28 protein-coding genes, 1 tRNA gene and 1 pseudogene are annotated in these 24,785 nt (G+C 66.7%); 14 read left to right on the top strand and 16 right to left on the bottom strand.

The genetic code is table 11. The annotated features are described in order from the left end of the window. Positions 1-62 precede the first annotated feature (62 nt). The 7 genes and pseudogenes from ACTJJK_RS15860 to ACTJJK_RS15830 all read right to left on the bottom strand — a co-directional run bounded on the left by ACTJJK_RS15860 (position 63) and on the right by ACTJJK_RS15830 (position 7,346). Positions 63-881: a lytic transglycosylase domain-containing protein gene (locus ACTJJK_RS15860; RefSeq protein WP_440730684.1), complete on the bottom strand. Its 819-nt coding sequence runs from the start codon at positions 879-881 to the stop codon at positions 63-65. A gap of 182 nt (positions 882-1,063) precedes the next feature. Continuing rightward, positions 1,064-2,101 (bottom strand): P-type DNA transfer ATPase VirB11, encoded by a 1,038-nt coding sequence (gene virB11 / locus ACTJJK_RS15855; RefSeq protein WP_031370739.1) that lies wholly within the window; start codon positions 2,099-2,101, stop codon positions 1,064-1,066. Between the two features lie 28 nt (positions 2,102-2,129). Continuing rightward, on the bottom strand, positions 2,130-3,350 hold the full coding sequence (locus ACTJJK_RS15850) for a TrbI/VirB10 family protein (RefSeq protein WP_031370738.1): 1,221 nt from the start codon (positions 3,348-3,350) through the stop codon (positions 2,130-2,132). Next, on the bottom strand, positions 3,347-4,114 hold the full coding sequence (locus ACTJJK_RS15845; protein ID WP_031370737.1) for a TrbG/VirB9 family P-type conjugative transfer protein: 768 nt from the start codon (positions 4,112-4,114) through the stop codon (positions 3,347-3,349). Before ACTJJK_RS15845 ends, ACTJJK_RS15850 begins: the two co-directional genes overlap by 4 nt. After that, positions 4,111-5,139, bottom strand: a complete 1,029-nt coding sequence (locus ACTJJK_RS15840; RefSeq protein WP_440730672.1) for a virB8 family protein — start codon at positions 5,137-5,139, stop codon at positions 4,111-4,113. The genes ACTJJK_RS15845 and ACTJJK_RS15840 overlap by 4 nt, the downstream gene beginning before the upstream one ends. Positions 5,140-5,420: 281 nt before the next feature. Further along, a pseudogene (locus ACTJJK_RS15835) lies at positions 5,421-5,783 on the bottom strand (hypothetical protein); the annotation flags it as partial. Positions 5,784-6,197: 414 nt separating this feature from the next. Further along, complete coding sequence (locus ACTJJK_RS15830; protein WP_440730671.1) at positions 6,198-7,346, bottom strand: pyridoxal phosphate-dependent aminotransferase; 1,149 nt, start codon at positions 7,344-7,346, stop codon at positions 6,198-6,200. A 176-nt stretch (positions 7,347-7,522) separates the two neighbouring features. Here ACTJJK_RS15830 and ACTJJK_RS15825 point away from each other — a divergent pair, with 176 nt between their 5' ends. From ACTJJK_RS15825 to ACTJJK_RS15765, 13 genes are all read left to right on the top strand, one after another. Next, complete coding sequence (locus tag ACTJJK_RS15825; protein WP_051884444.1) at positions 7,523-7,996, top strand: DUF3293 domain-containing protein; 474 nt, start codon at positions 7,523-7,525, stop codon at positions 7,994-7,996. Positions 7,997-8,114: 118 nt separating this feature from the next. After that, complete coding sequence (ccmA, locus tag ACTJJK_RS15820) at positions 8,115-8,759, top strand: heme ABC exporter ATP-binding protein CcmA (RefSeq protein ID WP_031370732.1); 645 nt, start codon at positions 8,115-8,117, stop codon at positions 8,757-8,759. Then, positions 8,756-9,472, top strand: coding sequence for a heme exporter protein CcmB (ccmB, locus tag ACTJJK_RS15815; RefSeq protein WP_036148003.1), 717 nt, complete (start codon positions 8,756-8,758; stop codon positions 9,470-9,472). Before ccmA ends, ccmB begins: the two co-directional genes overlap by 4 nt. An 89-nt stretch (positions 9,473-9,561) precedes the next feature. Next, a complete protein-coding gene (ccmC, locus tag ACTJJK_RS15810) occupies positions 9,562-10,323 on the top strand; it encodes a heme ABC transporter permease CcmC (protein WP_031370730.1) in 762 nt (253 codons plus the stop codon). Beyond that, complete coding sequence (gene ccmD / locus ACTJJK_RS15805; RefSeq protein ID WP_223619585.1) at positions 10,323-10,487, top strand: heme exporter protein CcmD; 165 nt, start codon at positions 10,323-10,325, stop codon at positions 10,485-10,487. Before ccmC ends, ccmD begins: the two co-directional genes overlap by 1 nt. Continuing rightward, positions 10,484-10,951 (top strand): cytochrome c maturation protein CcmE, encoded by a 468-nt coding sequence (ccmE, locus tag ACTJJK_RS15800; protein WP_031370728.1) that lies wholly within the window; start codon positions 10,484-10,486, stop codon positions 10,949-10,951. Before ccmD ends, ccmE begins: the two co-directional genes overlap by 4 nt. 195 nt (positions 10,952-11,146) lie before the next feature. After that, complete coding sequence (locus ACTJJK_RS15795; protein WP_440730670.1) at positions 11,147-13,150, top strand: heme lyase CcmF/NrfE family subunit; 2,004 nt, start codon at positions 11,147-11,149, stop codon at positions 13,148-13,150. After that, on the top strand, positions 13,147-13,713 hold the full coding sequence (locus ACTJJK_RS15790) for a DsbE family thiol:disulfide interchange protein (protein ID WP_440730669.1): 567 nt from the start codon (positions 13,147-13,149) through the stop codon (positions 13,711-13,713). Before ACTJJK_RS15795 ends, ACTJJK_RS15790 begins: the two co-directional genes overlap by 4 nt. 188 nt (positions 13,714-13,901) lie before the next feature. Further along, complete coding sequence (locus ACTJJK_RS15785; RefSeq protein ID WP_031370725.1) at positions 13,902-14,348, top strand: cytochrome c-type biogenesis protein CcmH; 447 nt, start codon at positions 13,902-13,904, stop codon at positions 14,346-14,348. A 26-nt stretch (positions 14,349-14,374) separates the two neighbouring features. Next, complete coding sequence (locus tag ACTJJK_RS15780; RefSeq protein WP_223619622.1) at positions 14,375-15,388, top strand: tetratricopeptide repeat protein; 1,014 nt, start codon at positions 14,375-14,377, stop codon at positions 15,386-15,388. 237 nt (positions 15,389-15,625) lie between these two features. Continuing rightward, a complete protein-coding gene (gene metX / locus ACTJJK_RS15775; RefSeq protein ID WP_031370723.1) occupies positions 15,626-16,768 on the top strand; it encodes a homoserine O-acetyltransferase MetX in 1,143 nt (380 codons plus the stop codon). A gap of 21 nt (positions 16,769-16,789) precedes the next feature. Beyond that, positions 16,790-17,386, top strand: a complete 597-nt coding sequence (locus ACTJJK_RS15770; protein ID WP_031370722.1) for a cysteine dioxygenase family protein — start codon at positions 16,790-16,792, stop codon at positions 17,384-17,386. A 194-nt stretch (positions 17,387-17,580) separates the two neighbouring features. Next, positions 17,581-18,033, top strand: coding sequence for a DUF2214 family protein (locus ACTJJK_RS15765; protein ID WP_440730668.1), 453 nt, complete (start codon positions 17,581-17,583; stop codon positions 18,031-18,033). Between the two features lie 168 nt (positions 18,034-18,201). Here ACTJJK_RS15765 and ACTJJK_RS15760 read toward each other — a convergent pair. The 3 genes from ACTJJK_RS15760 to ACTJJK_RS15750 form a co-directional block, all read right to left on the bottom strand. After that, positions 18,202-18,288: transfer RNA gene (locus ACTJJK_RS15760), tRNA-Leu, on the bottom strand. A gap of 303 nt (positions 18,289-18,591) precedes the next feature. Next, positions 18,592-18,768, bottom strand: coding sequence for a hypothetical protein (locus tag ACTJJK_RS15755; RefSeq protein WP_408953538.1), 177 nt, complete (start codon positions 18,766-18,768; stop codon positions 18,592-18,594). A 5-nt stretch (positions 18,769-18,773) separates the two neighbouring features. Further along, positions 18,774-19,100 carry a hypothetical protein gene (locus ACTJJK_RS15750; protein WP_152566087.1) on the bottom strand — a complete coding sequence of 109 codons (327 nt, stop codon included), beginning with the start codon at positions 19,098-19,100 and terminating at the stop codon, positions 18,774-18,776. Positions 19,101-19,292: 192 nt separating this feature from the next. On the opposite strand from ACTJJK_RS15750, the gene ACTJJK_RS15745 reads away from it, so the two are divergent. Further along, the gene (locus ACTJJK_RS15745) at positions 19,293-20,090 is read left to right on the top strand and encodes an NRDE family protein (RefSeq protein ID WP_440730667.1); all 798 of its coding nucleotides are present in this window, start codon (positions 19,293-19,295) and stop codon (positions 20,088-20,090) included. A gap of 299 nt (positions 20,091-20,389) precedes the next feature. On the opposite strand, the gene ACTJJK_RS15740 is transcribed toward ACTJJK_RS15745, so the two are convergent. The 6 genes from ACTJJK_RS15740 to phaE form a co-directional block, all read right to left on the bottom strand. Next, positions 20,390-20,794: a hypothetical protein gene (locus ACTJJK_RS15740; protein WP_223619621.1), complete on the bottom strand. Its 405-nt coding sequence runs from the start codon at positions 20,792-20,794 to the stop codon at positions 20,390-20,392. A gap of 39 nt (positions 20,795-20,833) precedes the next feature. After that, positions 20,834-21,037: a PspC domain-containing protein gene (locus tag ACTJJK_RS15735; RefSeq protein ID WP_031370717.1), complete on the bottom strand. Its 204-nt coding sequence runs from the start codon at positions 21,035-21,037 to the stop codon at positions 20,834-20,836. Positions 21,038-21,083: 46 nt separating this feature from the next. Next, positions 21,084-21,497 (bottom strand): DUF5329 domain-containing protein, encoded by a 414-nt coding sequence (locus ACTJJK_RS15730; RefSeq protein WP_051884479.1) that lies wholly within the window; start codon positions 21,495-21,497, stop codon positions 21,084-21,086. Positions 21,498-21,505: 8 nt separating this feature from the next. Continuing rightward, positions 21,506-22,222: an SGNH/GDSL hydrolase family protein gene (locus tag ACTJJK_RS15725; protein WP_031370715.1), complete on the bottom strand. Its 717-nt coding sequence runs from the start codon at positions 22,220-22,222 to the stop codon at positions 21,506-21,508. Between the two features lie 224 nt (positions 22,223-22,446). Then, on the bottom strand, positions 22,447-23,517 hold the full coding sequence (locus tag ACTJJK_RS15720; RefSeq protein WP_031370714.1) for a class III poly(R)-hydroxyalkanoic acid synthase subunit PhaC: 1,071 nt from the start codon (positions 23,515-23,517) through the stop codon (positions 22,447-22,449). Position 23,518: 1 nt separating this feature from the next. Continuing rightward, complete coding sequence (gene phaE, locus ACTJJK_RS15715) at positions 23,519-24,733, bottom strand: class III poly(R)-hydroxyalkanoic acid synthase subunit PhaE (protein WP_440730666.1); 1,215 nt, start codon at positions 24,731-24,733, stop codon at positions 23,519-23,521. Positions 24,734-24,785 lie beyond the last annotated feature (52 nt).

The following is a 24,785-nucleotide window of genomic DNA, read 5'->3' as shown; positions in this document are numbered from 1 at the left end:
CGTGGGTCTAGGGGTGGAGCTAGGGAATTGGAGCTAAGGGTTTGGCGCTGGTGGATCGGTGGTCAGAAAACGAAGGCCTGGTCTCCCGGCGACGGCTCCTTGGCCGGAGCAGCGGCAGCGGCTGGCCCCGCGGCGGCGTTCATCGGCATGACTCTCACCGGTTGAGACGCTTGCAGGGTCAGTGCGGCCATACCCATCGAAACGGGCTGGGCCGGAGGCGGTGAAGAAACTGGCATTGGTGTAGCAGATAACGGCAACTGGGGCATCGACGCGGCCATCGGCGGCGGGGCCGGGGCCGGCTGCGAAGTCGCCAAGGCGGTGGCCAGGCGCTGGGGGCCGGACTGCCGGCCTGGCGCGTAGACCGGCTTGGCGGCCGCGGCGACGCTCGCCCCAACGGGCTCGGCACGCGGCGATTTGCTGATCACCGCGATGGCCTGACCATCGGAGACTTCGCTCGCGGCGCGGTTGATCGAGGCATAGATCTTCTGCACGTAACCGTGCCGGAAACCGGTGACGAAGTTGCCGGAGTAGTAACAGCTGAAAGATTTGCCCCAGTCGTTGTTGGAGCGGCTGTAGCACTCGGCCAGGATGCGCGAGCCGGCCTGCAGGTTCGGACAGGCCTCGAAGGCTTTCTCGTAGGAGTCCAGGCCGTACTTGCCGAGGTTGTAGCGGTTGACCTGGGCGACACCGAGCGAAAAGTTGTAGCCGCGGCGCTCGAGCATGCGCACGGTGGCGATCGCTTCGGGGAGATTCTTGGGCTGGCGCACAAGGCGGCCACCCACGACGCCGATGGCGTAGGGATTAAAAGACGACTCCACGCGCACGACGTGGTGCATCACTTCATGTGGAACTGCCAAGCCCGGGCAGTTCATCAGCTCAATTCCGGGCAACATTCCTTGATCCCCCCCTGCCGACCTTGGCGCCGACCCCCTGTAAACAGACCAAAAATGAATGGGTTGCTAGCAGTTGGAACGACGCCGCAATGATTCATGTTGGAGCCAGGATTGTCAATGACTATGCACACTTACGTCACTTTTTCACGAATTTCCCGAACGCAGCGCACCTATTCGGCGTGCGCGCGTTCCGGATTGAAATCGATACCCGTGATATAGCGCTGCCCGGCGTGGGCCTTGATGTGCACGACGATGTCGATGGTCATCATCAACAGACGCTTGATGACCGCGAATTCCAATCCCGAACCCTCGTTCGAAGCCTTCACCATCAACGCCAGCTGATCCCAGGTCTGGGTGATGCTGCCGGCGTGGCAGCTGGTGATCGATCCCGGGTGGCCCGAGGCGCAGTTACGAATGAAGTAGAACGATTCGTCGCCACGCAACTCGGCCAGGATGATCCGGTCGGGCTTCATACGCAGGCAGGCCTCCATGCAACTCTTGGCCGTGACGTTGCTCGTGCTTTGTCCACCTTTTGAGTAGAGCAAGTGCACCACATTCGGCTGCTCGATGAAGAGCTCGCGCGCGTCCTCGATCGTCACCAGCCGTTCGTAGGCCGGAATGTGGTTGACGAGCGACTTCATGAAGGTGGTCTTGCCGCTGCCGGTAGCGCCGGCGACGACGACGTTCTTCTTGTACTGGACGGCTTTCTTGAAGAATTCGGCGTAGTTCCTCGACGCGCGCAGCTCCAGCAGCTCGCGGTCGTGCTCGCTCAGCACGTGCGTCTGCTCGACGACCTGGGCGAAGAAGCCGTCCTCCTCGTACTGCTGGAGGGTCTTGCTGTGCTTGGACGGCAGTCGGATCGTGATCGAGACCTTGCCGGCGTCGCACGCCGGCGGGATCACGAACTGGGCGCGCTGGCCGGTCGGGAACGTCAACGAGACCACCGGGTCGGCATCGGTGATGCGCTGGCCGGTGTTGCTCTCGTTGACGACCGCGGTGCAGAACTGCCGGGCCCGATCGAACGTCAGGCCCGGCACTTCGATCCGGTTCCAGCCCGACCGGGTCTCCAGATAGAGCTCCCCCGGCCGGTTGATACAGATTTCCGTCACATCCGGCGAGCTCATGTACTCGTGGATGCCCAGCACCTGGTACTGGTATTCCAGGAACGCGTTGGATACCTGGGCGATCGGTGAATTGTCTGTATCCATTTCTCTCAACTAACCACTGTGGTCGATATCACCTGAGGACCGACGAGAAGTCGACGTCCTTGGCGACATAGACGTTCACGATCGTGCCCTGGTTGATGGTCACGGTCGGCGGACGGTTGATGCTCTTGTCCAGGGCCTGGTTGGCCAGGCGCTCCATCGCACGGGCGGTGTTGCTCTCGTACGGCTGCTGGATCTCGTTGCCGCTATTGGTGATCGTGGTGCTTTCCGGACCGTTCTTGGCCGCTGCGTATTTGAACGCGTCGCTGATCAGGCTGATCATCAGCGCCGAGGCGATACGGCTGCCCCAGTGCGCGTTGAAATCGCCGGGGTGGCCGGCACCGCCGAGGTTGTCGATACCCGGGCTGGCCATGTTGACGTCGATGCCGTTAGGGGTGGTGATGCGATCCCAAATGACCGAAACGCGCGGGCCGTTGATGTTGTCGTTCTGGTAGCGACCGGAGATCTTCGAGCCCTTCGGCAGCAACAGACGACGGCCGTTGATCGAGTAGGTCGGCTCGGTGACGATGCACGAAGTAAAGCCCGGCAGATCCGTGACGATTCGCGTTTCCATCACGCAGCGGATGTACGTACCGCGTACCAGCAAGGTATCGGGGTTGTAGATCGGCTGTGCGAAGGCGACTTCCTTCGGCGGCTCGACGACGGCGGCCTTCGGGTTGAGGCGGGCTTCGGCCGCGGCGATCTGGGCCGCGACGCGGTCCTCTTGGCTTTGTCCACCGCTACCACCGCCCTGCCCGGCCATTTCGCCCATGCGGCGTTCCATCAGGCTGGGACCGCGCGGGCCGGCTTCGACCTGTTCCTGCGGCTGCTGGTTCATCTGCGGCTGCGGCGGCGGCATCGGCTCGGCCATCGGCAAGGGCGGCATCGGCGGCATCGGCTCCGGCGGAGGCAACGGCGCCTCGATCGGCTTGGGCAGCGCCGGGATGCTGATCTCCTCTTCCTTGACCTTTTTCGTCTCGTCGTCGTCGGAAGTCGCGCGGTTGAACATCCACAGCGCGGCGATGATCAACAACAGCACGATGCCGCCGAGGAACAGCAGCGCCTTACGGTTGAGCTTTTGCGCTTCGGCAGACTTCAGGGTCGGGGTACCGGCATCCAGGTCCGGCGCGGGGCCGCTGGCCTGCTGGCCGTAATAGGGATTGGCACCGGCGTAGCCGTAGTTGCCTTCTTGCGACGTGCCCGTGTTGTCCTCGGGGCGGCCAGGCGGGTTGGGCGGCATGTTCTGGCTCATTTCTGCTTCTTCCTGCGCAGACCGACGACGTTGTTGCCGTGCCGGATGATCAAGTAGGGATAGGTGCCGTGGACGACGATCGTGTTGTTCTCGACCGTGGTGTTGACCACGAAATCCTCGCTGCCTTCGCGTTCGCGACCGAACACGGCCGGGAAATTGCCGGTCGGCAGGCTCTTCAGTCCACTGATCTTGATGTAGGTGAACTGGCCGTCGTCGTAGACGTTGGTCGGCACCAGCCAGGAGGGCTTCTTGCGGGTCGAATACTGGTAGTCGAAGTTGTAGACGCGGTTCTTGTCGAGCGTCGTGTTCAACTCCGGAACCGGCTCGACCTTGGTCTCCTGAGCGCCGGAAAACTCGGTGCCGTTCGGGTAGACGAACTTGATCTTGTACTGCACGCCGGCCTGCTTGGCCTGCTCGAGCACGCGCCAGTCGGTGGCGACGACCTTCAACTCGAAGATGTACGAGTGCGTGCTCGTACGGATCATCATGTTGGTGTCGACGTCGACGTTCTTGGGCTTGATGTAGAAGACGTTGTCGCGGCGGCTCAGATCCCAGCCGGTGCTGAAGCCGGTGCTGTAGTCGAGGATGTTCTCGCTCGGGCTCAGCTCGATCTGGGTGGTGATGCCCAGGCCGGTACGTACCGGATAGATACGGTTGGCTTCGTATTCGTATTCCTGGATAACCTGGGCCGTGGCAGGTAGCGCGAGGCCGGAAACCGCCAGAAACAGCAGGGCGGCCAAGCGGTGTTTACGCAGGCAGTTCATCGGTTGCTGACTCCATTCGCATTGCCAGTCGGTGCAGGTGCGGGTGCCGCCGGCGTCATTGCCGGATTGGCGGCGGGATTGGGGGGAACGGGCGCGCCGGGCTGGCCCGGCTGGGCCGGTGCCGTCGGCGGGTAGCCTGGGGCGGCGCCGGGAGCGGCCGGAGCCGCGCCGGGATAAGCGGGAGCCGGCGCCATCGTGCCGTCGGGCATGAGCTGGCCCTGCGGCGCAGCCGCGGGAGCAGGAGCAGGAGCAGGAGCCGCGCCCGGCGTGGTCGGATACTCGCTCTGGATCGGCGGCGAAGCGGCGTAGTCGTTGTCGACGCGGTAACCGGTCACCTGGAAGCCCAAGGGATTGAGCACGCGATTGCGCTCGTCCATCTTGAGGTTCGACTTGTACAGGTACTCGATCGTGGCGATCTTGCTGTCCAGAGGCTCGGAAGACCCGGTGTCCTTGTTCAGCACGCTGCGCTGGAAACGAACCGTGGCGACTTTCGGCTTCGGACCGGTGTTCTGCTCGCCGTTGAGCTGGATGCTGAGGATCTTGACCCGGACCGTCTTGGCCTTGCCGAAGATGGTGATCGGATTGTTCGGATTGGTGTTGCCGTACAGCTGCGAGTAGCCGCTGGTGACGTGCGGGGCCGCCATCGCGAACACCGTGCTCCAATCGCGCTCGCCGATCTGCGAGTGGTCGTAGGACTCGCGCGCCATCACGAAGTGCGAGATGTTGCTCTTGTTGATCGCCTCGCTGCTGGCGATGCTTGGGTTGACGAAGTCGTCGCGCAGGCGGGCCACGGTCGAGGTGCCGGTGTAGGCATCGGCCATGACCAGGTACGGCACCTTTTCCTTCAGCGGCAGGAAGTAGAAATATCCGCCGGCCAGGATCAGCGACATCACCAACGAGGCGAACGCCACCATCCAGGCGCGGCGTTCGCTGCGTCGCGCGATGTCGGCGACGGTGACTTCGTAGTTGGCCGCCTTGGCGACGGCGTTCTCGATCTGCGGAGTTACGGGCTTTTTTCCGAACATCTTATGTTGCATCCATAACTATGGAATCGTTGCCGGCGACCGCGCGTGCTCGCGCACGCAGACCGGATCGCTCAAGCGGGTCGGCGTTAGCCGTTCGATGGTTAAGGCGTCGGAGCTGCGGTTTGCGCGACCGCCGTCGTCGAGACCGACGAGGGCGCCGCATCCGCGGAGGGCGATTCGGCCGGGGCCGCCTCGCTCTTGGTCTTGGCGTGACGGCTGGCCTTCGACTCCGGCTCGGGCAGCGCCGCGGCGGGACCCGGCGCCGGCGCGGCGACGGCCGAGCGGACCACGATCTTGTCGCCTTCGCGGGCGATGACCACGCCTTGCGCGGCATACGCCGAATTCAGCTGCGAAACCGCATCGGGCAGGCTGGTGGTGTGGATCAGCGACACCGCCTGGTGCAGGGTGAAGTCCGAATAATGCTGGTAATCCAGGGTCATATTCGAATCGGTCGCCCAGCGCGTCAGCATGTTCTTCAACGTGCCGTCCATCGGCGACGGATAGAACACGTAGGACTGGTGCAGCGGGATTTCACTGGGGGCTTCGGAATACCGGTTGACCGGCTTCCAGCGGCCGCCGAAATCCGGCGCGGGTCGAGTGGCGCAGCCTGCCAGCGCAATCGCCAGCAAAATCGCGACCCACAAACGAGGGCTGGTTGCAGTTGTATGTCTCACGCTTTCCCCGGCTTTATTTGATTGAACTGACGCACGAAATCGCCGCTGAGGCCGCCAGCCACGCCTGGACTCGCCAGTGCGTCGCGACTGGCCCCGCCGCGGTCATTGTTGGTAACGGATTTGCTGGACCGAAGCCGGCCAAAATGAGACGGCGGACACCTTTGCAGTGGCAGTGCGTAACACGCCTGCCCTTTCTGCACCGGGTCGCGAAAGTAAGGCCGCGCGAGTCGCGCGACGCGTAATCATCGTTCTGTCCATGAACTCCCCTACAGCACGGTAGTACCGTTAAACGTGTGTCTGACGACACTCGTAGACGAAGATTAGACCGAAGTCAAAGCTTTCGGCAAGTGGGTCGACGAAAAAAGTGCAATCTAGAGTTGCGACTCAAAGTCTGGCCAGGCGTTCGATCGCCGCGTCGAGGGTCGCTTCGTTCTTCGCGAAACACAGGCGCGCCAATCGTTGCCCGGCCGGCGGCGACTCGTAGAACGGCGACAGCGGAATCGCCGCGACGCCCTTCTCTATCGTCAGCCAACGGCAGAAGGCCGCGTCGTCGAGGTCGCTGATCGCCGAGTAGTCGACCAATTGGAAATAGCCGCCCGGCACCGGCAGGGGCTTCAGGCGCGTGGTCGAAAGTTGCTCGCGAAACCGATCGCGCTTGGCCTGGTAGAAATCGCCGAGGCCCAGGTAGTGCTCCGGCTCGGCCTCGATCATCTCGGCGAAAGCCCACTGCGCCGGGGCGAAGCTGCAGAAGCTGTTGTACTGATGGACCTTGCGCAACTCGGCCGACAACGCCGGCGGCGCGATGCAGTAGCCGATCTTCCAGCCGGTGCAGTGGTAGGTCTTGCCGAAGCTCGACACCACGAAGGCGCGCGCGCGCAACTCCGGGTAGCGCAGGATCGACTCGTGGCGCAGCCCGTCGAACACGATGTGTTCGTAGACTTCGTCCGACAACAGCCAGATATCGTGCTCGCGCAGCAGCTCGCTCAGGCGCGCGATGTCCTTCGCATCGAACATGGCCCCGGACGGGTTGTGCGGCGAGTTGATCATCAACAGCCGGGTCTTGGGGGTGATCGCGGCGCGCACCCGGTCCCAGTCGACGGCGAAGGTCTGCGGGTCGAGCGGGACATGCACGGCGCGGCCGCCGGCCAGGTCGATGGCCGGCTCGTAGCTGTCGTAGCAGGGATCGAGCACGATCACTTCTTCGCCCGGGCGGACCACCGCCTGGACCGCATCGAAGATCGCCTCGCTGGCGCCGGACACCACGGTGATCTCGCTGTCGGCGTCGGGACGGTGGCCGTAGCAGCGCTCGGTCTTGGCGGCGATGGCCTGGCGCAGGGCCGGGATGCCGGTCATCGGCGCGTATTGGTTCTTGCCGTCCTTCATCGCCCGCGCCAGCGACTCGACCAGCCGCGCCGGCACGTCGAAGTCGGGAAAGCCCTGACCCAGATTGACCGCCTGGTGCTCGAGGGCGAGCTGCGACATCACGGTAAAGATGGTGGTGCCGACTTTCGGCAGCTTGGTTTCGAGCGTCATGGGCCGGGAACGGATCGCGTACGGGGCATCGAGTGTAACGGTGCGGTGTTGCAGGCCGTTAGATCGCATCCGGCCGCAAGCCGTCCGAGTCGACATATCGATATGCGCCCGACCCATTGGACAGCCGCCGATCAACGGGCATTGCACTGTCCGCCCAGGCTCGGGACACTGACGCCATGCGCGAACTACAAGTCGTCAATGCTGCCGAACTGGCGGTCGCTTACGCCGCCGCGGACTATGCGGTGGCCCTCGACGGAGACGCGCTGCCCTTACGGGTCGGCCGCCCGGCCAGGGACCTCGAAGCGTACTGGCCGGCGACTCACTATATGTTCGTGACCGCCTGGAACCCGGCGTCCGAACCGCACTCCGACAGCGCCAACCGCGCCGCCGACGAACGACTGGTGGCGCGCCTGGATGCCGCTGGGGTGCAACGCCACGCCGCCTGGGCCGAAGACAGCGCAGGCGAATGGCGCGAGCCGGGCTGGCTGTTGGCCGACCTCGACGAAAGCCTCGCCCATGCCCTGGCCCGCGATTTCGGCCAGGCCGGGGTGTTGGCCTGGCGCCGCGGCGAGCCGGTGCGCTTGCGCATGCTGATCGCGCGCCCGGCCAATGCCGAGCGCTCGGAATACACCGACTGGCTCGGCGATTGAGTCGGGCGCGATCCGGGCCGGCGCGGCCGCCCTCGCCCTCGCTCGCTCATGGGGGATTGGCGGCGGACTCGCATAAAATGCGCGCTCCGCGACCCGACCGGGCGCCCGCACCCGACCGATGACCTCACACGAACGTACTGCCCCGCCGCTGTTGCAAGCCCGCGGACTGCGCTTTGCGCGCAACGACGAACCCGTGTTCGGGCCGCTCGATTTCGCGGTCGACGCCGGCGAGGCCTTGCTCGTGCAGGGCGACAACGGCGCCGGCAAGACCACGCTGCTGCGGGTACTGGCCGGTCTGTTGCGGGCCGACGAGGGCGAGATCGAACTCGACGGCGAACCGTCCGACCCGGCGCGCCGCGCCCGGGCGATCGCTTACCTCGGCCATCTGCCCGGGCTGAAGGCCGACCTCAGCGCGATGGAAAACCTGAACTTCCTGTGCGGCCTGCAGGGGCGCCGGCGCGGCCAACTGCCCGAGAACGCCCTGGCCATCGTCGGCCTGGCCGGCTACGAGGATGCCCTCGCCCGCCAGCTGTCGGCCGGACAGAAGAAGCGCCTGTCGCTGGCCCGCCTGTGGATGGCGCCGGCACCGCTGTGGCTGCTCGACGAGCCCTACGCCAATCTCGACCTGGAAGGCATCGAACTGGTCAATCGGATGGTCCAGGCACACCTGCGCGAGGGCGGCGCCGCCCTGGTCACCACCCACGGCGCCTATGCCGCGCCGCCGGTGCGCACCCGCATGCTGGTCATGGAGAAGGCGGCATGAGCGCGCGCCAACGCAATCCCAGCCTGACCGCCGCCACGCCCGGCCTGATCGGCTCGGCCCGCGCCCTGATGGCGCGCGACCTGCGCCTGCTCTGGCGCCGCCGCGGCGACGCCCTGCAGCCGGCGCTGTTCGCCTTGCTGGTGGTGGTGCTGTTCGCCCTGGCCCTGGGCGGCGAGAAGCAGGCCTTGGCGAAGGTGTCCGGCGGGGTGCTGTGGCTGTCGGCGCTGCTGGCCGGCCTGCTCGCCCTCGACACCTTGTTCCGTGGCGACGCCGAGGACGGCTCGCTGGAGCAATGGATGCTGGCGCCGGTGCCGCTGGGCTGGCTGGTCGCGGTGCGCACCTTCATGCACTGGGCCACTACCGCCCTGCCGCTGCTGGTCGCGACCCCCTTCCTCGGCGAGCTGCTATACCTGCCGCGCGAGCAATTGCCGGTGCTGCTGGCCTCGCTCGCGCTGGGCACGCCGCTGCTGAGTCTGCTCGGCGCGGTCGTGGCCGCGCTGACGGTCGGGATGCGGCGCTCTGGTATCCTTGTGGCCTTGTTGGCGCTGCCGCTGTATGTCCCGGTGCTGGTGTTCGGGGCGGGCAGCGTGGCTCGCTCGGCCCAGGGATTGGACCCGGTAGGCGCGTTGCTGTTGCTGGCCGCCGGACTGGTGGTCGCCCTGTTGCTGGCGCCGCTGGCTGCCGCCGCGGCGATCCGCATCGCATTGAACTGATCGCACCGAACAGATCCTGCGCGGCCGCCGCTTGGCCGCGTCCCACCGCTCCAGGCCGCTCGCGACCCAGACCCCGAACGAACCACTGAATGAATCCCCTCGTCCGCTGGTTCCACACACTCGGCTCGCCGCCCTACTTCGACCGCTTCGCCGCGCGTTGGGCGCCCTGGGGCTACGGCCTGGGCCTGCTGGTCATGGCCTGGGGCCTGTACTCGGCCCTGTTCCTGGTGCCGGCCGACTACCAACAGAAGGACAGCTTCCGCATCCTCTATATCCACGTGCCCAGCGCCTGGATGAGCATGGCGGTGTTCGCCCTGATGGCGTTCTATGCCGCCATCGCCCTGGTCTGGCGCATCAAACTGTGCGAGATCCTGGCTATGGCCTGCGCGCCGATCGGCGCCGGCTTCACCCTGATCACACTGGCGACCGGTTCGATCTGGGGCAAGCCGATGTGGGGCACCTGGTGGGACTGGGACCCGCGCCTGACCACCGAGCTGATCCTGCTGTTCCTGTATCTCGGCGTGATCGGCCTGTACAACGCCATCGACGACCGCCGCGCCGCGGCGCGCGCCGCCGCCTTGCTGGCGATCGTGGGCGTGGCCCTGCTGCCGGTGATCCGTTATTCGGTGGTGTGGTGGAACTCGCTGCACCAGGGCCAGACCATCAGCCTGCTCGGCAAGTCGAGCATGGACGCGAGCATGATGGCGCCGCTGATCTGGATGATCGTCGGCACCAAGCTGTGGTTCATCGGCGCCCTGCTGACGCGGGCGCGCGCCGACAACCTGCGCCGCGAACAGGGCAAGGCCTGGGTCGCCGAACTCGCCGGCGCCACGAGCGAGGGCCGCCGATAATGGAATACCAGGAATACATCATCGCCGCGTATGCGGTTTTCGCCATCGTGCTGGGCTGGGACTTCGTCGCCGGCCGGCTGCAGATCCGCCGCGAATTGCGCCTGGCGCGCGCGCGCGCGGCCCGCAGCGCAGCGCGTAGCCAGACAAGTGAATTGAGCCGATGAACCCCACTCGCCGTCGCCGCCTGCTCTGGGTAGTCGGACTGGTCGCCGCCGCCGGCGCCGCGACCGCCCTGGTCGCCACCGCCTTGCAGCGCAATGTCGCCTATCTGTATACGCCGAGCGAGATCCTGCGCGGCGAAGCCAGCGAGCGAGCGCGTTTCCGCCTCGGCGGCATGGTCGCGGCGGGTTCGTTCAAGCGCACCCAGGGCACCCTGGATTCGCAATTCCGCGTCACCGACGGCGACGCCGAGTTGGCGGTCGCCTACACCGGCATCCTGCCCGACCTGTTCCGCGAGAAGCAGGCGGTGGTCGCGACCGGCCGCATGCAGGGCGACACCTTCGTCGCCGAGGAGATTCTCGCCAAGCACGACGAGACCTACATGCCGAAGGAAGTCGCCGACAAGATGGGCGCGGCGCACAAGAAGCACGACGTCGCCGCCCCCGGCGGCGCGGAGCCGGCGCGTTGATCGCAGTAACCGTTGCGGTAGCGAGAGCAAATCCCCCCTGCCCCCCTTTTTCAAAGGAGGGAACAGCACGGACTGGCTCTCGGGGATCTACTCGCTTCGATAACTCCGCTGGTCTTCCCCCTTTGAAAAAGGGGGACCGCGGGAGATTTGCCGTTGCTGTTGCCCCATCCCTGATCTTCTGCAAGGGCGCCTACCATGCTGCCTGAACTCGGCCAGATCGCCCTGATCCTCGCCCTGCTGATCTCCATCGTGCAGGCCAGCCTGCCGATGCTCGGCGCGCATCGCGGCATCGCGCCGTGGATGGCGATCGCGCGGCCCGCGGCCTACGCGCAGCTGATCCTGGTCGGCTTCGCCTTCCTGATCCTGACCGAAGCCTTCGTCACCCAGGATTTCTCGCTGCGCTACGTCGCCGAGAACAGCAATTCGCTGCTGCCGATGGCATATCGCTATTCGGCAGTGTGGGGCGCGCACGAGGGTTCGTTGCTGCTGTGGGCGCTAGTGCTGGCGCTGTGGACCGCGGCGGTCGCGCGCTTCTCCAAGGCCTTGCCGCCCGAGGTGATCTCGCGCGTGCTAGCGGTCATGGGCGTGATCAGCGTCGGCTTCCTCGCCTTCCTGATCTTCACCAGCAATCCGTTCGCGCGCCTGCTGCCGGCGGTCGCCGAAGGCCGCGATCTCAATCCGCTGCTGCAGGACCCCGGCCTGATCATCCATCCGCCGATGCTGTACATCGGCTACGTCGGCTTCTCGGTGCCGTTCGCCTTCGCCATCGCCGCCTTGCTCGACGGCAAGGTCGACGCGCGCTGGCTGCGCTGGACGCGGCCGTGGACCAATATCGCCTGGGCCTTCCTCACCCTGGGCATCGCCCTGGGTTCGTGGTGGGCCTATTACGAACTCGGCTGGGGCGGCTGGTGGTTCTGGGACCCGGTCGAGAACGCCAGCTTCATGCCCTGGCTCGCCGGCGCCGCCCTGCTGCATTCGCAGGCGGTCACCGAAAAGCGCGGCAGCTTCCGCGGCTGGACCCTGTTGCTCGCGATCGCCGCGTTCTCGCTGTCGCTGCTCGGCACCTTCCTGGTCCGTTCCGGCGTGCTGACCAGCGTGCACGCCTTCGCCGCCGATCCTTCGCGCGGCCTGTTCGTGCTGATCTTCCTCGGCATCGTCATCGGCGGTTCGCTGCTGCTGTACGCGGTGCGCGTGCCGTCCGGCGACGACGACGGCGGCAAGCCGTTCGAGCTCAGTTCGCGCGAGACCTTGTTGCTCGCCAACAATCTGCTGCTCGCCACCGCCTGCGCGATGGTCCTGCTGGGCACCTTGTATCCCTTGCTGGCCGATGCGCTGGAACTCGGCAAGATCTCGGTCGGCCCGCCGTATTTCTCGCTGATGTTCGTGTTGCTGATGACGCCGCTGGTGTTGTTGCTGCCGTTCGGCCCCTTGTTCCGCTGGCAGCGCGAGCAGCCCTCACGCCCCTTGGCGATGCTGGTGCCCTGGGCCGGTCTCGCTCTCGGCGCGGCCATCGCGGCCTATTTCCTCGCGCCGCAGGGGCCGTGGAAAGTCGCCGCCGGCGTCGGCGGCGCGGTGTGGGTCGCGGCCGGCACTTTGCGCTTCGTGTGGACGCGCGTGCGCGGCAACGGCACCCGCTACACCGCCGAGATGCTCGGCATGACCCTGGCCCATCTCGGCGTCGCCGTGTTCCTGGTCGGCGCCCTGCTGGTCGAAGGCCTCAGCGTACAGCGCGAAGTCGCGCTGACGCCGGGCAAGAGCCTGGACCTCGGTCGCTACGCGTTCCGCTTCGACAGCGTCGACCATCGCGTCGGGCCCAACTACGAAGCCGACTACGGCACCGTCACCGTGTTCGACGGCGAGCGAGTGCTCGCGGTCATGCACCCGGAAAAACGCGCCTACGCCAGCGGCGGCCAGGTCATGACCGAAGCGGCGATCGAACGCGGCATCACCCGCGATCTGTATGTCGCCCTCGGTGAATCGCTGGGCGACGGCGCCTGGGCGGTACGCGTGCACATCAAACCGTTCGTGCGCTGGGTCTGGCTGGGCGCCTTGCTGATGATGCTCGGTGGTTTCGTCGCAGCGGCCGACCGGCGTTTCCGCGTCAAGGCCGATGCACGCGAGGAAGGCGAACGTTCGCCCGAACCGCGTCCGGCCGTGTCCGCTGCGGTCGCAGGATCCATTGCAGGAGAACAGGCATGAGTACCCCCACCCCGCGCGGCAATAACAGCCGCTGGTTGCCGTTGGCGGTATTCGCTGCGTTGGCCGTGCTGCTCGCCGCCGGCGTTTGGCTGAGCCGCAAGCCGAACCGCGAGGCGCTGCCGTCGCCGCTGATCGGCAAGCCGGCGCCGGCGTTCTCGCTGCCGGTGCTGCACGAAGCCGGCCGCCTGCTCTCGTCCGACGACCTGCGCGGCGAGCCCTACCTGCTCAACGTCTGGGGCAGTTGGTGCCCGGCTTGTCGCGACGAACATCCGGTGCTGACCCGTTTCGCCGAGACCAAGCGCGTGCGCGTGATCGGCTTCAACTGGAAGGACGAACACGCCGACGCCCTGCGTTGGCTGGAGCAGTTCGGCAATCCCTACTGGGTCGTGGTCACCGATTTCGAAGGCAAGTCGGCGATCGATTGGGGCATTTACGGCGCACCGGAAACCTTCCTGGTCGACGGTAAGGGCATCGTGCGCTGGAAGTTCGTCGGCCCGCTGACCGACGCGACCATCCGCGACGAGTTGCTGCCGAAGCTGGCGGAAGTCGAGAAGGCGCGATGAGTTTCGGGCGCAAGAGCAAATACCCCCTGCCCCCCTTTTTCAAAGGGACGAACGGCGCGGGTTCGTTTGTCGCAACGATTGGAAACGAAGTGGGTTCGTTCGTGGCGACGCCCTCCCATGAGGGCCTCACCCCTTTGAAAAAGAGGGGCCGGGGGGGATTTGCTTTCCTCACCCACTCGCTGCGCCGAATCGCACGCCCCCTCTCGCTCGCCCTGCTGCTGACCCTGTCCTTTGCCGCTCCACTGACGGCGCAGCCCGCCAACGACCCGGTGCCGTTGAGCTTCAACGACAGCGGCGAAGAACGGCGCTTCCATGCCCTCGTCGCCGAGCTGCGCTGCGTGATGTGCCAGAACCAGTCGCTGGCCGATTCCAACGCCCAGATCGCCCACGATCTGCGCCGCGAGGTCCTGGAGCTGATGCGCCAGGGCAAGAACGACGCGCAGATCAAGGACTTCCTGGTCGCGCGTTACGGCGAGTTCGTGCTCTACCGGCCGCAGGTCGAATCCAAGACCTGGTTGCTGTGGTTCGGCCCGGCCCTGCTGCTGTTGGCCGGCGGCTTCGTGGTCGCGCGCATCGTGCGCCAGCGCAGCGCGGCGTCGACGCCCGCGCCGAACGACGACGAGCAAGAGTGGTGATGGCCGTGGCGATGGGTTCGAGCTCGATGACGATGTTCGTGGTGGCGGGCGCGACCCTGGTCGTGTTCGCGCTGGGATTCGCCCTGTATCCGCTGTGGCGCTCGCGGCCGTGGCTCGGTGCCGGCGTCGGCCTGGCGCTGGCGGCGGTGACCGCGGCGCTGTACCTCGCGATCGGCACGCCGGCCGCGCTCAATCCGCAGCAGGTCAAGGCACCCCAGACCCTCGCCGAAGCGGTGACCCAGCTCGAAGCCGAGCTGGAACGCGATCCGAACCAGATCGAAGGCTGGCGCCTGCTCGCCAGCGCCTACACCGCCGAAGGCTTGAGCGCGAAAGCGCGCGATGCCTATGCGCGTGCGGTCAAGCTAGCCCCCGACAACCCCGACCTGCTCGCCGAAGCCGCCGAGGCGCGCGCGCTGGCGATGCCGGACCGGCGTTTCGACGCCGAAGCCGTGGCCATGCTGCAGCACGCCTTGCAACAGCAGCCGATGCACCAGCGTGCGCGTTGGTTCCTCGGCATCGCCCAGCGCCAGGCCGAACAACCGGCCGAAGCGGCGAAGACCTGGGAGCCGCTGCTCGCCGTGGTCGATGCCCGCACCGCCGCGAGCCTGCTCGAACAGATCAACGGCGCGCGCCTGGAGGCCGGGCTGGAACCGATGCAAGCGCCGGCCAAGACGGCCGCGGCCGCAAGCGCAGGCCCCGGCATCACGATCAAGGTCAGCCTGGCGCCGGCCCTGGCGGCCAAGCTGCCGGCCAACGCCAGTTTGTTCGTGCTCGCCCGCCAGACCAGCGGCGCGCCGATGCCGGTTGCGGTCGAGAAACACGCGGCCAAGGATTTCCCGATCGAAGTCCGGCTCGACGACGGCGACAGCCCGATGCCGACCATGAAACTGTCCCAACTTGCCGAAGTGCAGGTGCTCGCCCGCATCTCGGCGTCGGGCAATGCGATTCCGCAGCCTGGCGACCTCGCCTCCGCGCCGACGACCGCGCGCGTGGCCGACAGCGGTAGGGTCGAGATCGTCGTCGATCGCGTGGTCGAATGATCGTGGCCGGGCCCGTCCGGATCCGGCCTCGAAACGAGGCCTGTTTCGCCATCGGAACGGGCGCATGACGACAGAACGGATGATGCTGCCACGCACGCCGAAACAATGGTTTAGGCTGCACGGCGATCGATACGGGCGAGCGGACGAAACGAACTTCGCCAGCCTCCGCTTCCCGCTCCGCCCTTCCCCTCCGACCCCAAGGACACCGGCCCACGGCCGGCCAGACGAGCGCAAGGCATGACCGAATTCATACCGCCCGGCACCCGCCACATCGACCTGCCGTCGCCGTTCCCGATGAAGCGCGGCGGCGCGCTGCAGGGCGCCCGCATCGCCTACGAAACCTGGGGCGAGCTCAACGCCGCCGGCGACAACGCCATCCTGATCGTCACCGGCCTGTCGCCCGACGCGCACGCGGCGGCCAATGCCGGCAATCCGGAACCGGGCTGGTGGGAAGCCATGCTCGGCCCGGGCAAGCCAATCGACAGCGACCACTGGTTCGTGATCTGCGTGAACTCGTTGGGCAGTTGCAAGGGCTCGACCGGCCCGGCTTCGGTCGACCCGGTCACCGGCGAGCTGTACCGCCTCGAATTCCCCGAGCTGTCGATCGAAGACGGCGCCGATGCGGCCGCCCATGTCGTGCGCGCGCTCGGCATCGAGCACCTGGCCTGCGTGATCGGCAATTCGATGGGCGGCATGACCGCGCTGGCCCTGCTGATCCGTCACCCGGGCCTGGCGCGCAACCACATCAATATCTCCGGCGCCGCCCGCGCCTTGCCGTTCTCCATCGCGATCCGCTCGCTGCAACGCGAGGCGATTCGCCTGGACCCGCAATGGAACCAGGGCCGCTACGACGACGAGCATTACCCGGAGTCGGGCATGCGCATGGCGCGCAAGCTCGGCGTCATCACTTATCGCTCGGCGCTGGAATGGGACGGCCGCTTCGGCCGCGTGCGCCTGGAGTCGGACCGCGCCGACGACGAACCGTTCGGGCTCGAATTCGAAGTCGAAAGCTACCTCGAAGGCCACGCCCGCCGCTTCGTCCGCCGTTTCGACCCCAACTGCTATCTGTATCTCAGCCGCTCGATGGACTGGTTCGACCTGGGCGACTACTGCGGCCAGCCCCTCGCCGACAATGATGAACAGGTGCGGCTCGGCCTGGCCGCGATCCGGGTCGAAAAAGCCCTGGCGATCGGCGTCCAGACCGACATCCTGTTCCCCTTGCAGCAACAGCAGGAAATCGCCGAGGGCCTGCGCGCCGGCGGCGCCGATTCGCGCTTCCTGCCGCTGGAATCGCCGCAGGGGCACGACGCCTTCCTGGTCGACATCGGCCGTTTTGGGCCGGCCATCGCAGGATTCCTGGCTGAGCTGCGGGGACGCTAGGACAGACGTAGAATGGACCGCATGAACGCCACCGACGCCCTGCCCGACCTCGACTTCCCCGGCCACGACAAACTGGTCGCCGCCATCGACGACGCCGTCGCTTCCGGCGACGAACACGCCGTCACTGCCGCCTTGCGCAACACCCTGTGCAAGATGATCCGCGACCGCGACGTGCACCTGCCCGAGTGCGTGTTCGATCCGATCGACGATCACTACGCCCGGCGCGAGATCTACCGCAGCCCGCAACTTGGCTACAGCGTCGTGGCGATGACCTGGGGCCCAGGCCAGGGCACGCCGATGCACGACCACAGCGGCCTGTGGTGCGTCGAAGGCGTGTGGGACGGCGAGCTCGAAATCACCCAGTTCGAACTGCTCGAACGCAACGGCGAGAACTTCCGTTTCCGCGCCGCCGGCGGCATGCATGCCGGCCCGGGCAGCGCCGGCAGCCTGATCCCGCCGCACGAGTACCACACCATCCGCAACGCCAGTAACGACTCGGTCGCCGTGTCCCTGCACATCTACAAGGCGCCGATGGAAGCCTGCTCGATGTTCGTGCCGCGCGACGGCGAATGGTTCCGCCGCGTCGACAAGTCGCTGGAAACCGACGAAGCGGCTTGAGCCGCAGCGCGCCGTTCCACACGGCGCCGCACCACCGCATCGCCGGCAGGCCGATGAGCGGCGCGCATACGCGCCATCGTCCGCTCGTGACGCCGCACACAAGCTGCTGATGGCCCATGCCGGCGCGCCCGGCACCGGGTAGCATTCGCGCGTTCGCTTCTTGCCTCTCTCAGCCGCCGCCCGGAGATCAGACGATGCTGACCGACCTGTTGCTCGCCGCCTCGCACCACCTGCTGATCTTCGCCCTGGTGTCGATGCTCGTCGCCGAATCGATCCTGTTGCGCGGCCCCATCGACGGCGGCGTGCTGCAACGCCTGGCCCGTCTCGACTCCGCCTATGGCGGCTGCGCCGGCCTGTTGCTGCTGATCGGCCTGGCGCGCGTGTGGTACGGCGTCAAGGGCCACGATTTCTATCTGCACAACCCCTGGTTCCACGCCAAGCTCGGCGCCTACGTCCTGGTCGGCCTGCTGTCGATCCTGCCGACCGTGCGTTTCCTGCGCTGGCGCAAGGCCTGGTCGCTCGACCCGGGCTATCTGCCGGATGCCGGCGAAGTGGCGAAGATGCGCGGCATCGTGCGCTTCGAGTTGGTCCTGATCGCGGCGATCTTCGTGGTGGCCGCGGCTATGGCGCGCTACGGCGGCTTCTGAAGACCGCTACGGCCGCACCGCGACCTGCCGATCCTGATACACCTCGCAGGCGGGCCACGTCGGCCCGGCACTGCAGCCGGATCGGCATCGGCCTAGGCATCGCCGTCGATGCGCGACGTGCGGGCAAAAACAAAGGGCCTAGCCTTGCGGCTAAGCCCTTGTTTTTCATGGTGCCGGAGGTGGGACTCGAACCCACACGCTTTTAAGGGCGGCGGATTTTGAGTCCGCTGCGTCTACCGATTCCGCCACTCCGGCAGCGGCTGCGCAGTATACCCAGGCAAACGCTCCGCGTCTGCACGTCTTGATGAGGTTGGATGCCGCAAAGCCCGACACGGGTTCGATCAGGGGCGCGGAGCGCGATGGCTGCTCGGGTGGCAAGGGACCGGCTTCGCTTCGCCGTCGTCTTTCGCGTGCGTCAAACGACAACGCCCCCCTACCCCCCTTTATCAAGGGGAACAGCACAGGTCTGTTCGCGACGACGACCTCCACTGAAGCCTCCCCTTTGAAAGAAGGCGGGTGAACTTGCCTTGCTCACCAATCGCGACGCCAGACCGAGACTCAGTTCGGCTCGCCGGCATCGTCCTCGGCGCCGAACGCCGCGGTCATCGAAGCGGCCGCGGCATCGCCGGTTTCCTGCGGCTCCGCCACCGACTCCGCGCGTTCCGCCGTGCTCATCCGCGCCGCCGCCTGCCAGGCGGTCACGGTGCATCGGATGGCGGCGGCGGTTGCGAGCATGGGGATCAGTTTTCTGAATGAGTTCGACGACAGCCCAGGCATCGCCGGGTGTGGCCACGACGGCCGGACGCGGGCCGCGACAACAGACCGCCACAAGGGCATTGCGGCTCCAAGCCGCGTTCCCAGCGCCACAGACGCCAGAATGAATACATCATCATCGTGAAGCCGGCGCATACGCTGCCGAGCTGCAACGATCGTGCGATCGGTGCGAACGCCGCACCGGCGGGCGTATCGCCCAGTTCCAGCAGTACCGTACCGGCCGCGATGCCGCCGGCGGCGATCACCAAGGCCGGCGCGAACAACTGCAGCAACATCCTGGCACCACGATTCATCGACACGTCTCCCCTTCTGCGCCAGCTAGCAGAACGTGGAGCGGTCTCAGCCGATGAGACGATGGCCAGAATATGGCCAGGCCCGCCCCGACGCCCCTGCCATTCGTCGTGGCGGCGCTGCGACGCTTGCCGCTTGCGCGTCGAGGCCGACCGTGAGCAATACGGCGGCGCGGGCACGGCTAGAATGGCGCGATGTGTCTGATCGCCCTCGCCTGGCAACACCATCCCCGCTATCGCCTGGCCTTGATCGCCAATCGCGACGAGGCCCATCAACGCCCGACCGCGGCCGCGGGGCCCGACCCCGACAGTCCCGAGGTCTACGGCGGCCGCGACCTGCTCCAGGGCGGCAGTTGGCTGATGGCGTCGAGCGCGGGCCGCTTCGCTGCGGTCACCAACGTGCGCGCCGGGCTCAATCCCGAGGCCGCACCGCGATCGCGCGGCGGACTGGTGCGCGAGTTCGTGCGCGACCGCATCGGCGCCGCCGATTATCTCGAAGCATTGCGTCCCGACGCGGCCGAGTTCGGCCGTTTCAATCTGCTGCTATGGGACGGCGAGGCCTTGATGTTCGCCAGCAATCATCCGCATTTCGTCGCCGGGCCGGTCGCGCCCGGCGTGCATGCGATGTCGAACGGCGCCTTCGACGCGCCGTGGCCGAAGAGCACTCACGCCACGCGCGCCTTGTCGTCGTGGCTGGACTCGTCGGCATCGACCGTGCCGCAATCGGGCACCGACCAATTGGAAATGCTGTTGTCGGCGCTCGCCGACTCCACGCCCGCGCCCGACGAGGCCCTGCCCGATACCGGCGTGGGGCTGGAACTCGAACGCATGCTGTCGCCGCCGTTCGTGCTCGGCGAGCGCTACGGCACGCGTTGCAGCACGGTGGTGTTGATCGATGCCGATTCGATCGCCTTCGTCGAGCGTCGCTTCGGCCCGAACGGCGCGGCCGGCGGCGAATCGGCGACGCTGCTGCCCTTGTCGCCGCGCACCTGAGTTGCTCGCGCGCACTGACCAAACGCGCAATGAGAAGACCCGGGCCTTCGAGATTTCCTCGGGTGTCCGGGCCTTCCGTATCGGAGCGATTGCATCGGACTTTCGTCCGTTGGTTGTTCTCCGATGGGCGTAAGTTACTGCCGCCGGCGTTACCTGCCGATCAAATTTTCGTAAGCGAAATCTGACGCGCACCTCTTCAGGACGCTCGGCGGCGCGTTCAGCAGTAGGGACGAATAGCTAGGAACCAGGAGTGAGAGAAGTCGCCCGCAGCCTTGGCACCTACTCGCTCCTCGCCTGACTCACTTCGACCAAGGCCACCAACCGCGGCCGGTCTGGGCGTAGCGATCGGCGGCGCGCTCGAACGGATTGCGCACGCTGATGCCGCCGCAAATCAGATACAACGGCACGAACAACAGCCCCAGCACCATGTATTGATAGACGTGGGCGCGCTCGTGATCGGCGAGCAGGATCGGCGGCTCGTCGCCGTGGCCGGCGTCGTGGGCATAGGTGAAGCACGGCGAATCCAGGCTGTCGCCGGTGTGCAGGATGACGTTGCCCAGGGTGATCGCCCCGCCCGGCCCCCACGGCCAATGCTGGAACACCAGGGCCAGATCGCTGCGGCGCAAACGCAGGCGCGCGCCGAACGGCATGCCGACGACGCCGGCGAGCAGACCCAGCGCCGTGATCGGCGAGGTCCAGAGCATGCCGAGCGTGCTGCCGGCGATTCGCAACAGGCCAGCCAGTCAGCAGCCCTCTTCCGACATCAACAGCCAAAGGATCAGGTACACCAACGCGACCGGCAGCAGGAAGGTGGCCAGGGCCAGGACGACGAAAGCGCCGCGCACCAGCACCGGATTCCAATGCATCCGCAAGGCGATGCCACCGCAGACGCCTGCGATCATGCGATCGTGGCGCGAGCGGCAGAACGTTCGCGTGGTACTGCTCATCCGGGCGTGCTCCGGGTTCCTGCGGGCCCGGAATCAGTCTAGCGCGTCAGGGTGATGGCGTCGTCGCCGGCTTGGCGCGCAGCTGAACGAGGCGAGCCTTGAGCCAGGCGGCCGAGGCGACCGGCGGCGCGCCGCCGCAGCGGACCCGGTAGGCCTGGCCGCTGAGGCTGCTTTCGCTGGCCGCGCGCTCGATGAACTGCTCGGCGGTATCGGCCAGGTCGCGCTTGCGCAGGTAGGCCAGCTTCTTGCGCAGATGCGCCTGCGCCGCCTTGGCGTCGTGCCAGCTGCCGTTGCGTTCGAACTGGCAGGCGGAGCTGCCGAGCGCCTGGATCAGCTGCTCGATCTCGCGCTCGGCCTGGGCCGATGGCGCGGCCTGGGCGGCGCCCAGGCCGGCAAGCAAGGCGACCGTGGCCAGGGCGCGGATCAAGGGAATGCGGAAGCGGGTGCGGGCGATGTCCATGCGGCGCATTAGATCGTACGCAACCAGGCGCCGACCACCTCGGTCCAGATTTCGTAGCCGCCGCGGTTCATGTGCAGGGCGTCCTCGAGGAACAGCTCGGGACGCGGCGCGCCGGAGGCCTGCATCATCGGCGTATAGACGTCCAGATAATCCACGCCCTTGGCTTGTTGCGCATAAGCGCGCACCAGGGCGTTCGCTTCGCGCACCTGCGGCAGCAAGGCCGCGCGCGAGGGGCTGGGCTTGATCGAGATGAAACCGAACCGCGCCTGCGGCGCGGCGGCACGCACGCGCTCGACGAAAGCGGCGAAGTCGTCGCGCACCTGCGTCGGCGTGCGGCCTTCCGACAAGTCGTTGTCGCCGGCATAGAACACGACCGCGCGCGGCTGATACGGGGTGACGATGCGGTCGGCGTAGTAGAGCGAATCGTAGACGCGCGAACCGCCGAAGCCGCGGTTGATGATGGCCACGCCGGGGAAATCCGTATCCAGGCTTTGCCAGTAACGGATCGACGAACTGCCGACGAAGACGATGCTGCCGGGTCGGCGGCGGACCACCGCGTCCTCGCGCTCGAAGGCCTGGATGTTGATTTCCCAGCGGCTGGAATCGGTGGCGGCTGCAGCGGCAGCCGGGGCCGCTGCGGCCGTCGTTGCAGCCTGGGGTGTCGGCGCGGTGCTGGCGCAGGCGCAAAGCAGGGCCAGCAGCAAGGGAAGCAGGATGCGGCTCATGAGCGTTCTCTGACTGACGAGTTGCCGAGACTAAACGTCCCAGCGGGGCAATGCATCCTGGGGGCTATGCGCAGGCCTCGCTGGCCCTCACCCCGGCCCTCTCCCGCCAGCGGGAGAGGGAGCGGTTCGGGGCCTGCTTCGGATATGCGAGAAGAATCGGATACGCCAGAGAAAACAGTTCGCAGGCTGCATCGTGTGCAGCGAGGACGCCGGGCGCAGCGTATTCAGCGCGAGCGCTGCGCCAGCCAATCGTGGATCGCCTGGGGCACTTCGCGCTGGGCGCGGCCGGACACGTAGATGCCGATGTGGCCGCCGCGGAACGACAGTTCCGAGTAGTCCTCGGTCCCGACCAACTTGGCCAGCGCCCGCGATGCGGCCGGCGGTACCAGATGGTCCTGCTCGGCGAAGATGTTCAGCACCGGCATGCCGATATAGGCCAGGTCGACCGCACGGCCGCCGATGTCGATGCCGCCGTTGACGAAGCCGTTGCCCTGATAGAACTGCTTGATGAATTGACGGAAGGCTTCGCCGGCCTGGTCGGGCGAGTCGAAGATCCACTTCTCCATGCGCAGGAAGTCCTCGAGCGCGCGCTTGTCGTCGAGGATGTCGATCAGGCCGACGTACTTCTGCACGAACAAACGCCACGGCTTCAAGGTGAGGTAGCACCAGTTCATGACATCGGCCGGGACGTTGCCGAGCGTGTCGACGAACTGGTCGATGTCCAGGCCTCGGGTCCAGTTCGACAGCATGTTGTCGTCGGTATGGAAATCAACCGGCGTGACCATGGTGATCAGGTTGCGCACCTTGCCCGGGTTCAAGGCCGAATAGCACAGCGAGAACGCGCCGCCCTGGCAGATGCCGAGCAGGTTGATCGCGTCCATGCGGTACTCGCGGCGCAGGTGGTCGACCGCGCCGCCGAGGAAACGCTGGATGTAGTCCTCGAGTTCGAGATAGCGGTCGGAGCGGTCCGGATAACCCCAGTCGAGGATGTAGACGTCTTCGCCGCGTTCGAGCAGACCGCGCACGATCGACTTGTCGGCCTGCAGATCGACCATGTAGGGGCGATTGACCAGGGCGTAGGCGATCAGCAGCGGGACTTTCGCAGTCGGCGCCTTGTCGCCGCGGAAGCGATACAACACGACCTTGCCGTCGCGCCAGACTTCCTCGCGCTCGGTCGCGCCGTAGTCGATGTTGCCGACCTGGTGCAGCGAGTCCAGGCCGGCGCGCAATTTGTTCTGCGCCTGCATCGCTTCCTGAGCCAGGGATTCGGCGCTGAAATTGATCGGTGAGGTCATGTCAGCGCGCCTTCTTCGTGGTCTTGGCCGGCTTCACCGCGGCGGCGGCGCTGGGCCGGGTCGGCGGTTGCGGACGGGCGATCGCGGTCTTCTTCGCCGGCTTGGGCTTGCCCGGCGACACATCGCCCGACTTGCTGGCGGCGGCCGCCGCGGCCTGGGCCGGGCGCGGCTTGACGGTTTTCTTCGCCGCGGCCTTGGCCGACTTCGCCGCTGATTTCGCTGCGGGTTTCGCAGCCGGCTGGGCCGGCGCGGGCGGCGCTTCCGCGGCCCGGCGCGGCGCCTCGTTCGCGCTGGCGGACCGCGCCTGCTGCACTTCATCGCGCAGGCGCCGCAGTTCGCGTTCGAGTTGCGCGATCTTGCGGTGCGCGGCGTCGATCTCGGTGCGGGTCGGGATGCCGAAGCCGCCGCTGGCCTGCTCGACTTCCTTCTGCACGCCGGCGCGCAGTCGCATCTGCGAATTCACCAGGGCCGCATACGCGTCGCGGAAACGCGGCGACAAGGCGATCTGGGCATAGGCTTCCTCGGCCGCATCGATCCACAGATCGAACAGCGCGCGTGCGCTGGAGAGCTGACGACCGGGCTCGCTGCGCTCGGCCAGCTTGTCCTCGAAACGCGAGAACGCATCCTGGCCGGCTTCGGCCATCAAGGCGTTGTAGGCCTGGCTTTGCTTCTGGTAATCGACGTGCGCCTGAGCCAGCGCCTGCAGGCGCTCCTGATGCTCGCGCGCGAAACCGAACGCGGGCAGGCCGAGGATCGATGGGCCCTGGCCTTGCAGGCGCTCCAGAAACGGCGCGACCTGCTCGACCCAACGCGACAGATCCTGCTGACCCGGGCCGCGCATCGCCCCGAACACGTCGGCGAAGGGATTGGCGGCATTGCCGCCGAGCGCGCGTTTCCAGGCCCCGGCGATGTCGCCGGCCGAGGCGTCGCTGCCGGCGAACTGCGCCGCCAGCTTCTGGATTTCGCCGAACCAGCCGCGCGCCTGGCTGTTGAAACGGTCCAGGGTTTCGTCGGCTTGCGGGCTCGCGCCCTTGGCCAGTTGCGACCACCAGTTCACGGCCTCGTTCCAACCCGGAACCGACGGCTGCGAGGGCTGCGCGCCGGCACCGCGCATCATCTGCCCCCATGCGCTCCAGTACTGTCGCGCCAATGCATCCAGATCGGGGCCGGCGCCGAAATCGCCGGGATTAGTCGAGCCGAAACCGAAATTCGCCATCGCCGCCTCCATGATTTGATCCGATCATAGCAACGGCCTGTTGCCGCGCGCT

Source organism: Lysobacter sp. 22409 (assembly GCF_052045105.1).
In the GTDB taxonomy this organism is placed as follows: domain Bacteria; phylum Pseudomonadota; class Gammaproteobacteria; order Xanthomonadales; family Xanthomonadaceae; genus Lysobacter; species Lysobacter antibioticus_B.
Note: the sequence above shows the minus strand (reverse complement) of the source record. Positions and strands in the feature narration are given on the sequence as shown.

What these genes read in the sequence shown, in the direction of transcription:
- ACTJJK_RS15825 (WP_051884444.1), top strand. Translation starts at nt 7,523, where the DNA reads ATGCGCGAACTACAAGTCGTCAATGCTGCCGAACTGGCGGTCGCTTAC.
- ACTJJK_RS15745 (WP_440730667.1), top strand. Translation starts at nt 19,293, where the DNA reads ATGTGTCTGATCGCCCTCGCCTGGCAACACCATCCCCGCTATCGCCTG.
- ACTJJK_RS15740 (WP_223619621.1), bottom strand. Translation starts at nt 20,794, where the DNA reads ATGCTCTGGACCTCGCCGATCACGGCGCTGGGTCTGCTCGCCGGCGTC.
- virB11 (WP_031370739.1), bottom strand. Translation starts at nt 2,101, where the DNA reads ATGGATACAGACAATTCACCGATCGCCCAGGTATCCAACGCGTTCCTG.
- ACTJJK_RS15790 (WP_440730669.1), top strand. Translation starts at nt 13,147, where the DNA reads ATGAGTACCCCCACCCCGCGCGGCAATAACAGCCGCTGGTTGCCGTTG.
- ccmC (WP_031370730.1), top strand. Translation starts at nt 9,562, where the DNA reads ATGAATCCCCTCGTCCGCTGGTTCCACACACTCGGCTCGCCGCCCTAC.
- ACTJJK_RS15850 (WP_031370738.1), bottom strand. Translation starts at nt 3,350, where the DNA reads ATGAGCCAGAACATGCCGCCCAACCCGCCTGGCCGCCCCGAGGACAAC.
- ccmE (WP_031370728.1), top strand. Translation starts at nt 10,484, where the DNA reads ATGAACCCCACTCGCCGTCGCCGCCTGCTCTGGGTAGTCGGACTGGTC.
- ACTJJK_RS15720 (WP_031370714.1), bottom strand. Translation starts at nt 23,517, where the DNA reads ATGACCTCACCGATCAATTTCAGCGCCGAATCCCTGGCTCAGGAAGCG.
- ccmA (WP_031370732.1), top strand. Translation starts at nt 8,115, where the DNA reads ATGACCTCACACGAACGTACTGCCCCGCCGCTGTTGCAAGCCCGCGGA.
- ACTJJK_RS15795 (WP_440730670.1), top strand. Translation starts at nt 11,147, where the DNA reads ATGCTGCCTGAACTCGGCCAGATCGCCCTGATCCTCGCCCTGCTGATC.
- ACTJJK_RS15830 (WP_440730671.1), bottom strand. Translation starts at nt 7,346, where the DNA reads ATGACGCTCGAAACCAAGCTGCCGAAAGTCGGCACCACCATCTTTACC.
- ccmB (WP_036148003.1), top strand. Translation starts at nt 8,756, where the DNA reads ATGAGCGCGCGCCAACGCAATCCCAGCCTGACCGCCGCCACGCCCGGC.
- ACTJJK_RS15765 (WP_440730668.1), top strand. Translation starts at nt 17,581, where the DNA reads ATGCTGACCGACCTGTTGCTCGCCGCCTCGCACCACCTGCTGATCTTC.
- metX (WP_031370723.1), top strand. Translation starts at nt 15,626, where the DNA reads ATGACCGAATTCATACCGCCCGGCACCCGCCACATCGACCTGCCGTCG.
- ACTJJK_RS15840 (WP_440730672.1), bottom strand. Translation starts at nt 5,139, where the DNA reads ATGTTCGGAAAAAAGCCCGTAACTCCGCAGATCGAGAACGCCGTCGCC.
- ACTJJK_RS15770 (WP_031370722.1), top strand. Translation starts at nt 16,790, where the DNA reads ATGAACGCCACCGACGCCCTGCCCGACCTCGACTTCCCCGGCCACGAC.
- ACTJJK_RS15755 (WP_408953538.1), bottom strand. Translation starts at nt 18,768, where the DNA reads ATGCTCGCAACCGCCGCCGCCATCCGATGCACCGTGACCGCCTGGCAG.
- ACTJJK_RS15725 (WP_031370715.1), bottom strand. Translation starts at nt 22,222, where the DNA reads ATGAGCCGCATCCTGCTTCCCTTGCTGCTGGCCCTGCTTTGCGCCTGC.
- ACTJJK_RS15735 (WP_031370717.1), bottom strand. Translation starts at nt 21,037, where the DNA reads ATGAGCAGTACCACGCGAACGTTCTGCCGCTCGCGCCACGATCGCATG.
- ACTJJK_RS15780 (WP_223619622.1), top strand. Translation starts at nt 14,375, where the DNA reads ATGACGATGTTCGTGGTGGCGGGCGCGACCCTGGTCGTGTTCGCGCTG.
- ccmD (WP_223619585.1), top strand. Translation starts at nt 10,323, where the DNA reads ATGGAATACCAGGAATACATCATCGCCGCGTATGCGGTTTTCGCCATC.
- ACTJJK_RS15730 (WP_051884479.1), bottom strand. Translation starts at nt 21,497, where the DNA reads ATGGACATCGCCCGCACCCGCTTCCGCATTCCCTTGATCCGCGCCCTG.
- phaE (WP_440730666.1), bottom strand. Translation starts at nt 24,733, where the DNA reads ATGGCGAATTTCGGTTTCGGCTCGACTAATCCCGGCGATTTCGGCGCC.
- ACTJJK_RS15845 (WP_031370737.1), bottom strand. Translation starts at nt 4,114, where the DNA reads ATGAACTGCCTGCGTAAACACCGCTTGGCCGCCCTGCTGTTTCTGGCG.
- ACTJJK_RS15750 (WP_152566087.1), bottom strand. Translation starts at nt 19,100, where the DNA reads ATGAATCGTGGTGCCAGGATGTTGCTGCAGTTGTTCGCGCCGGCCTTG.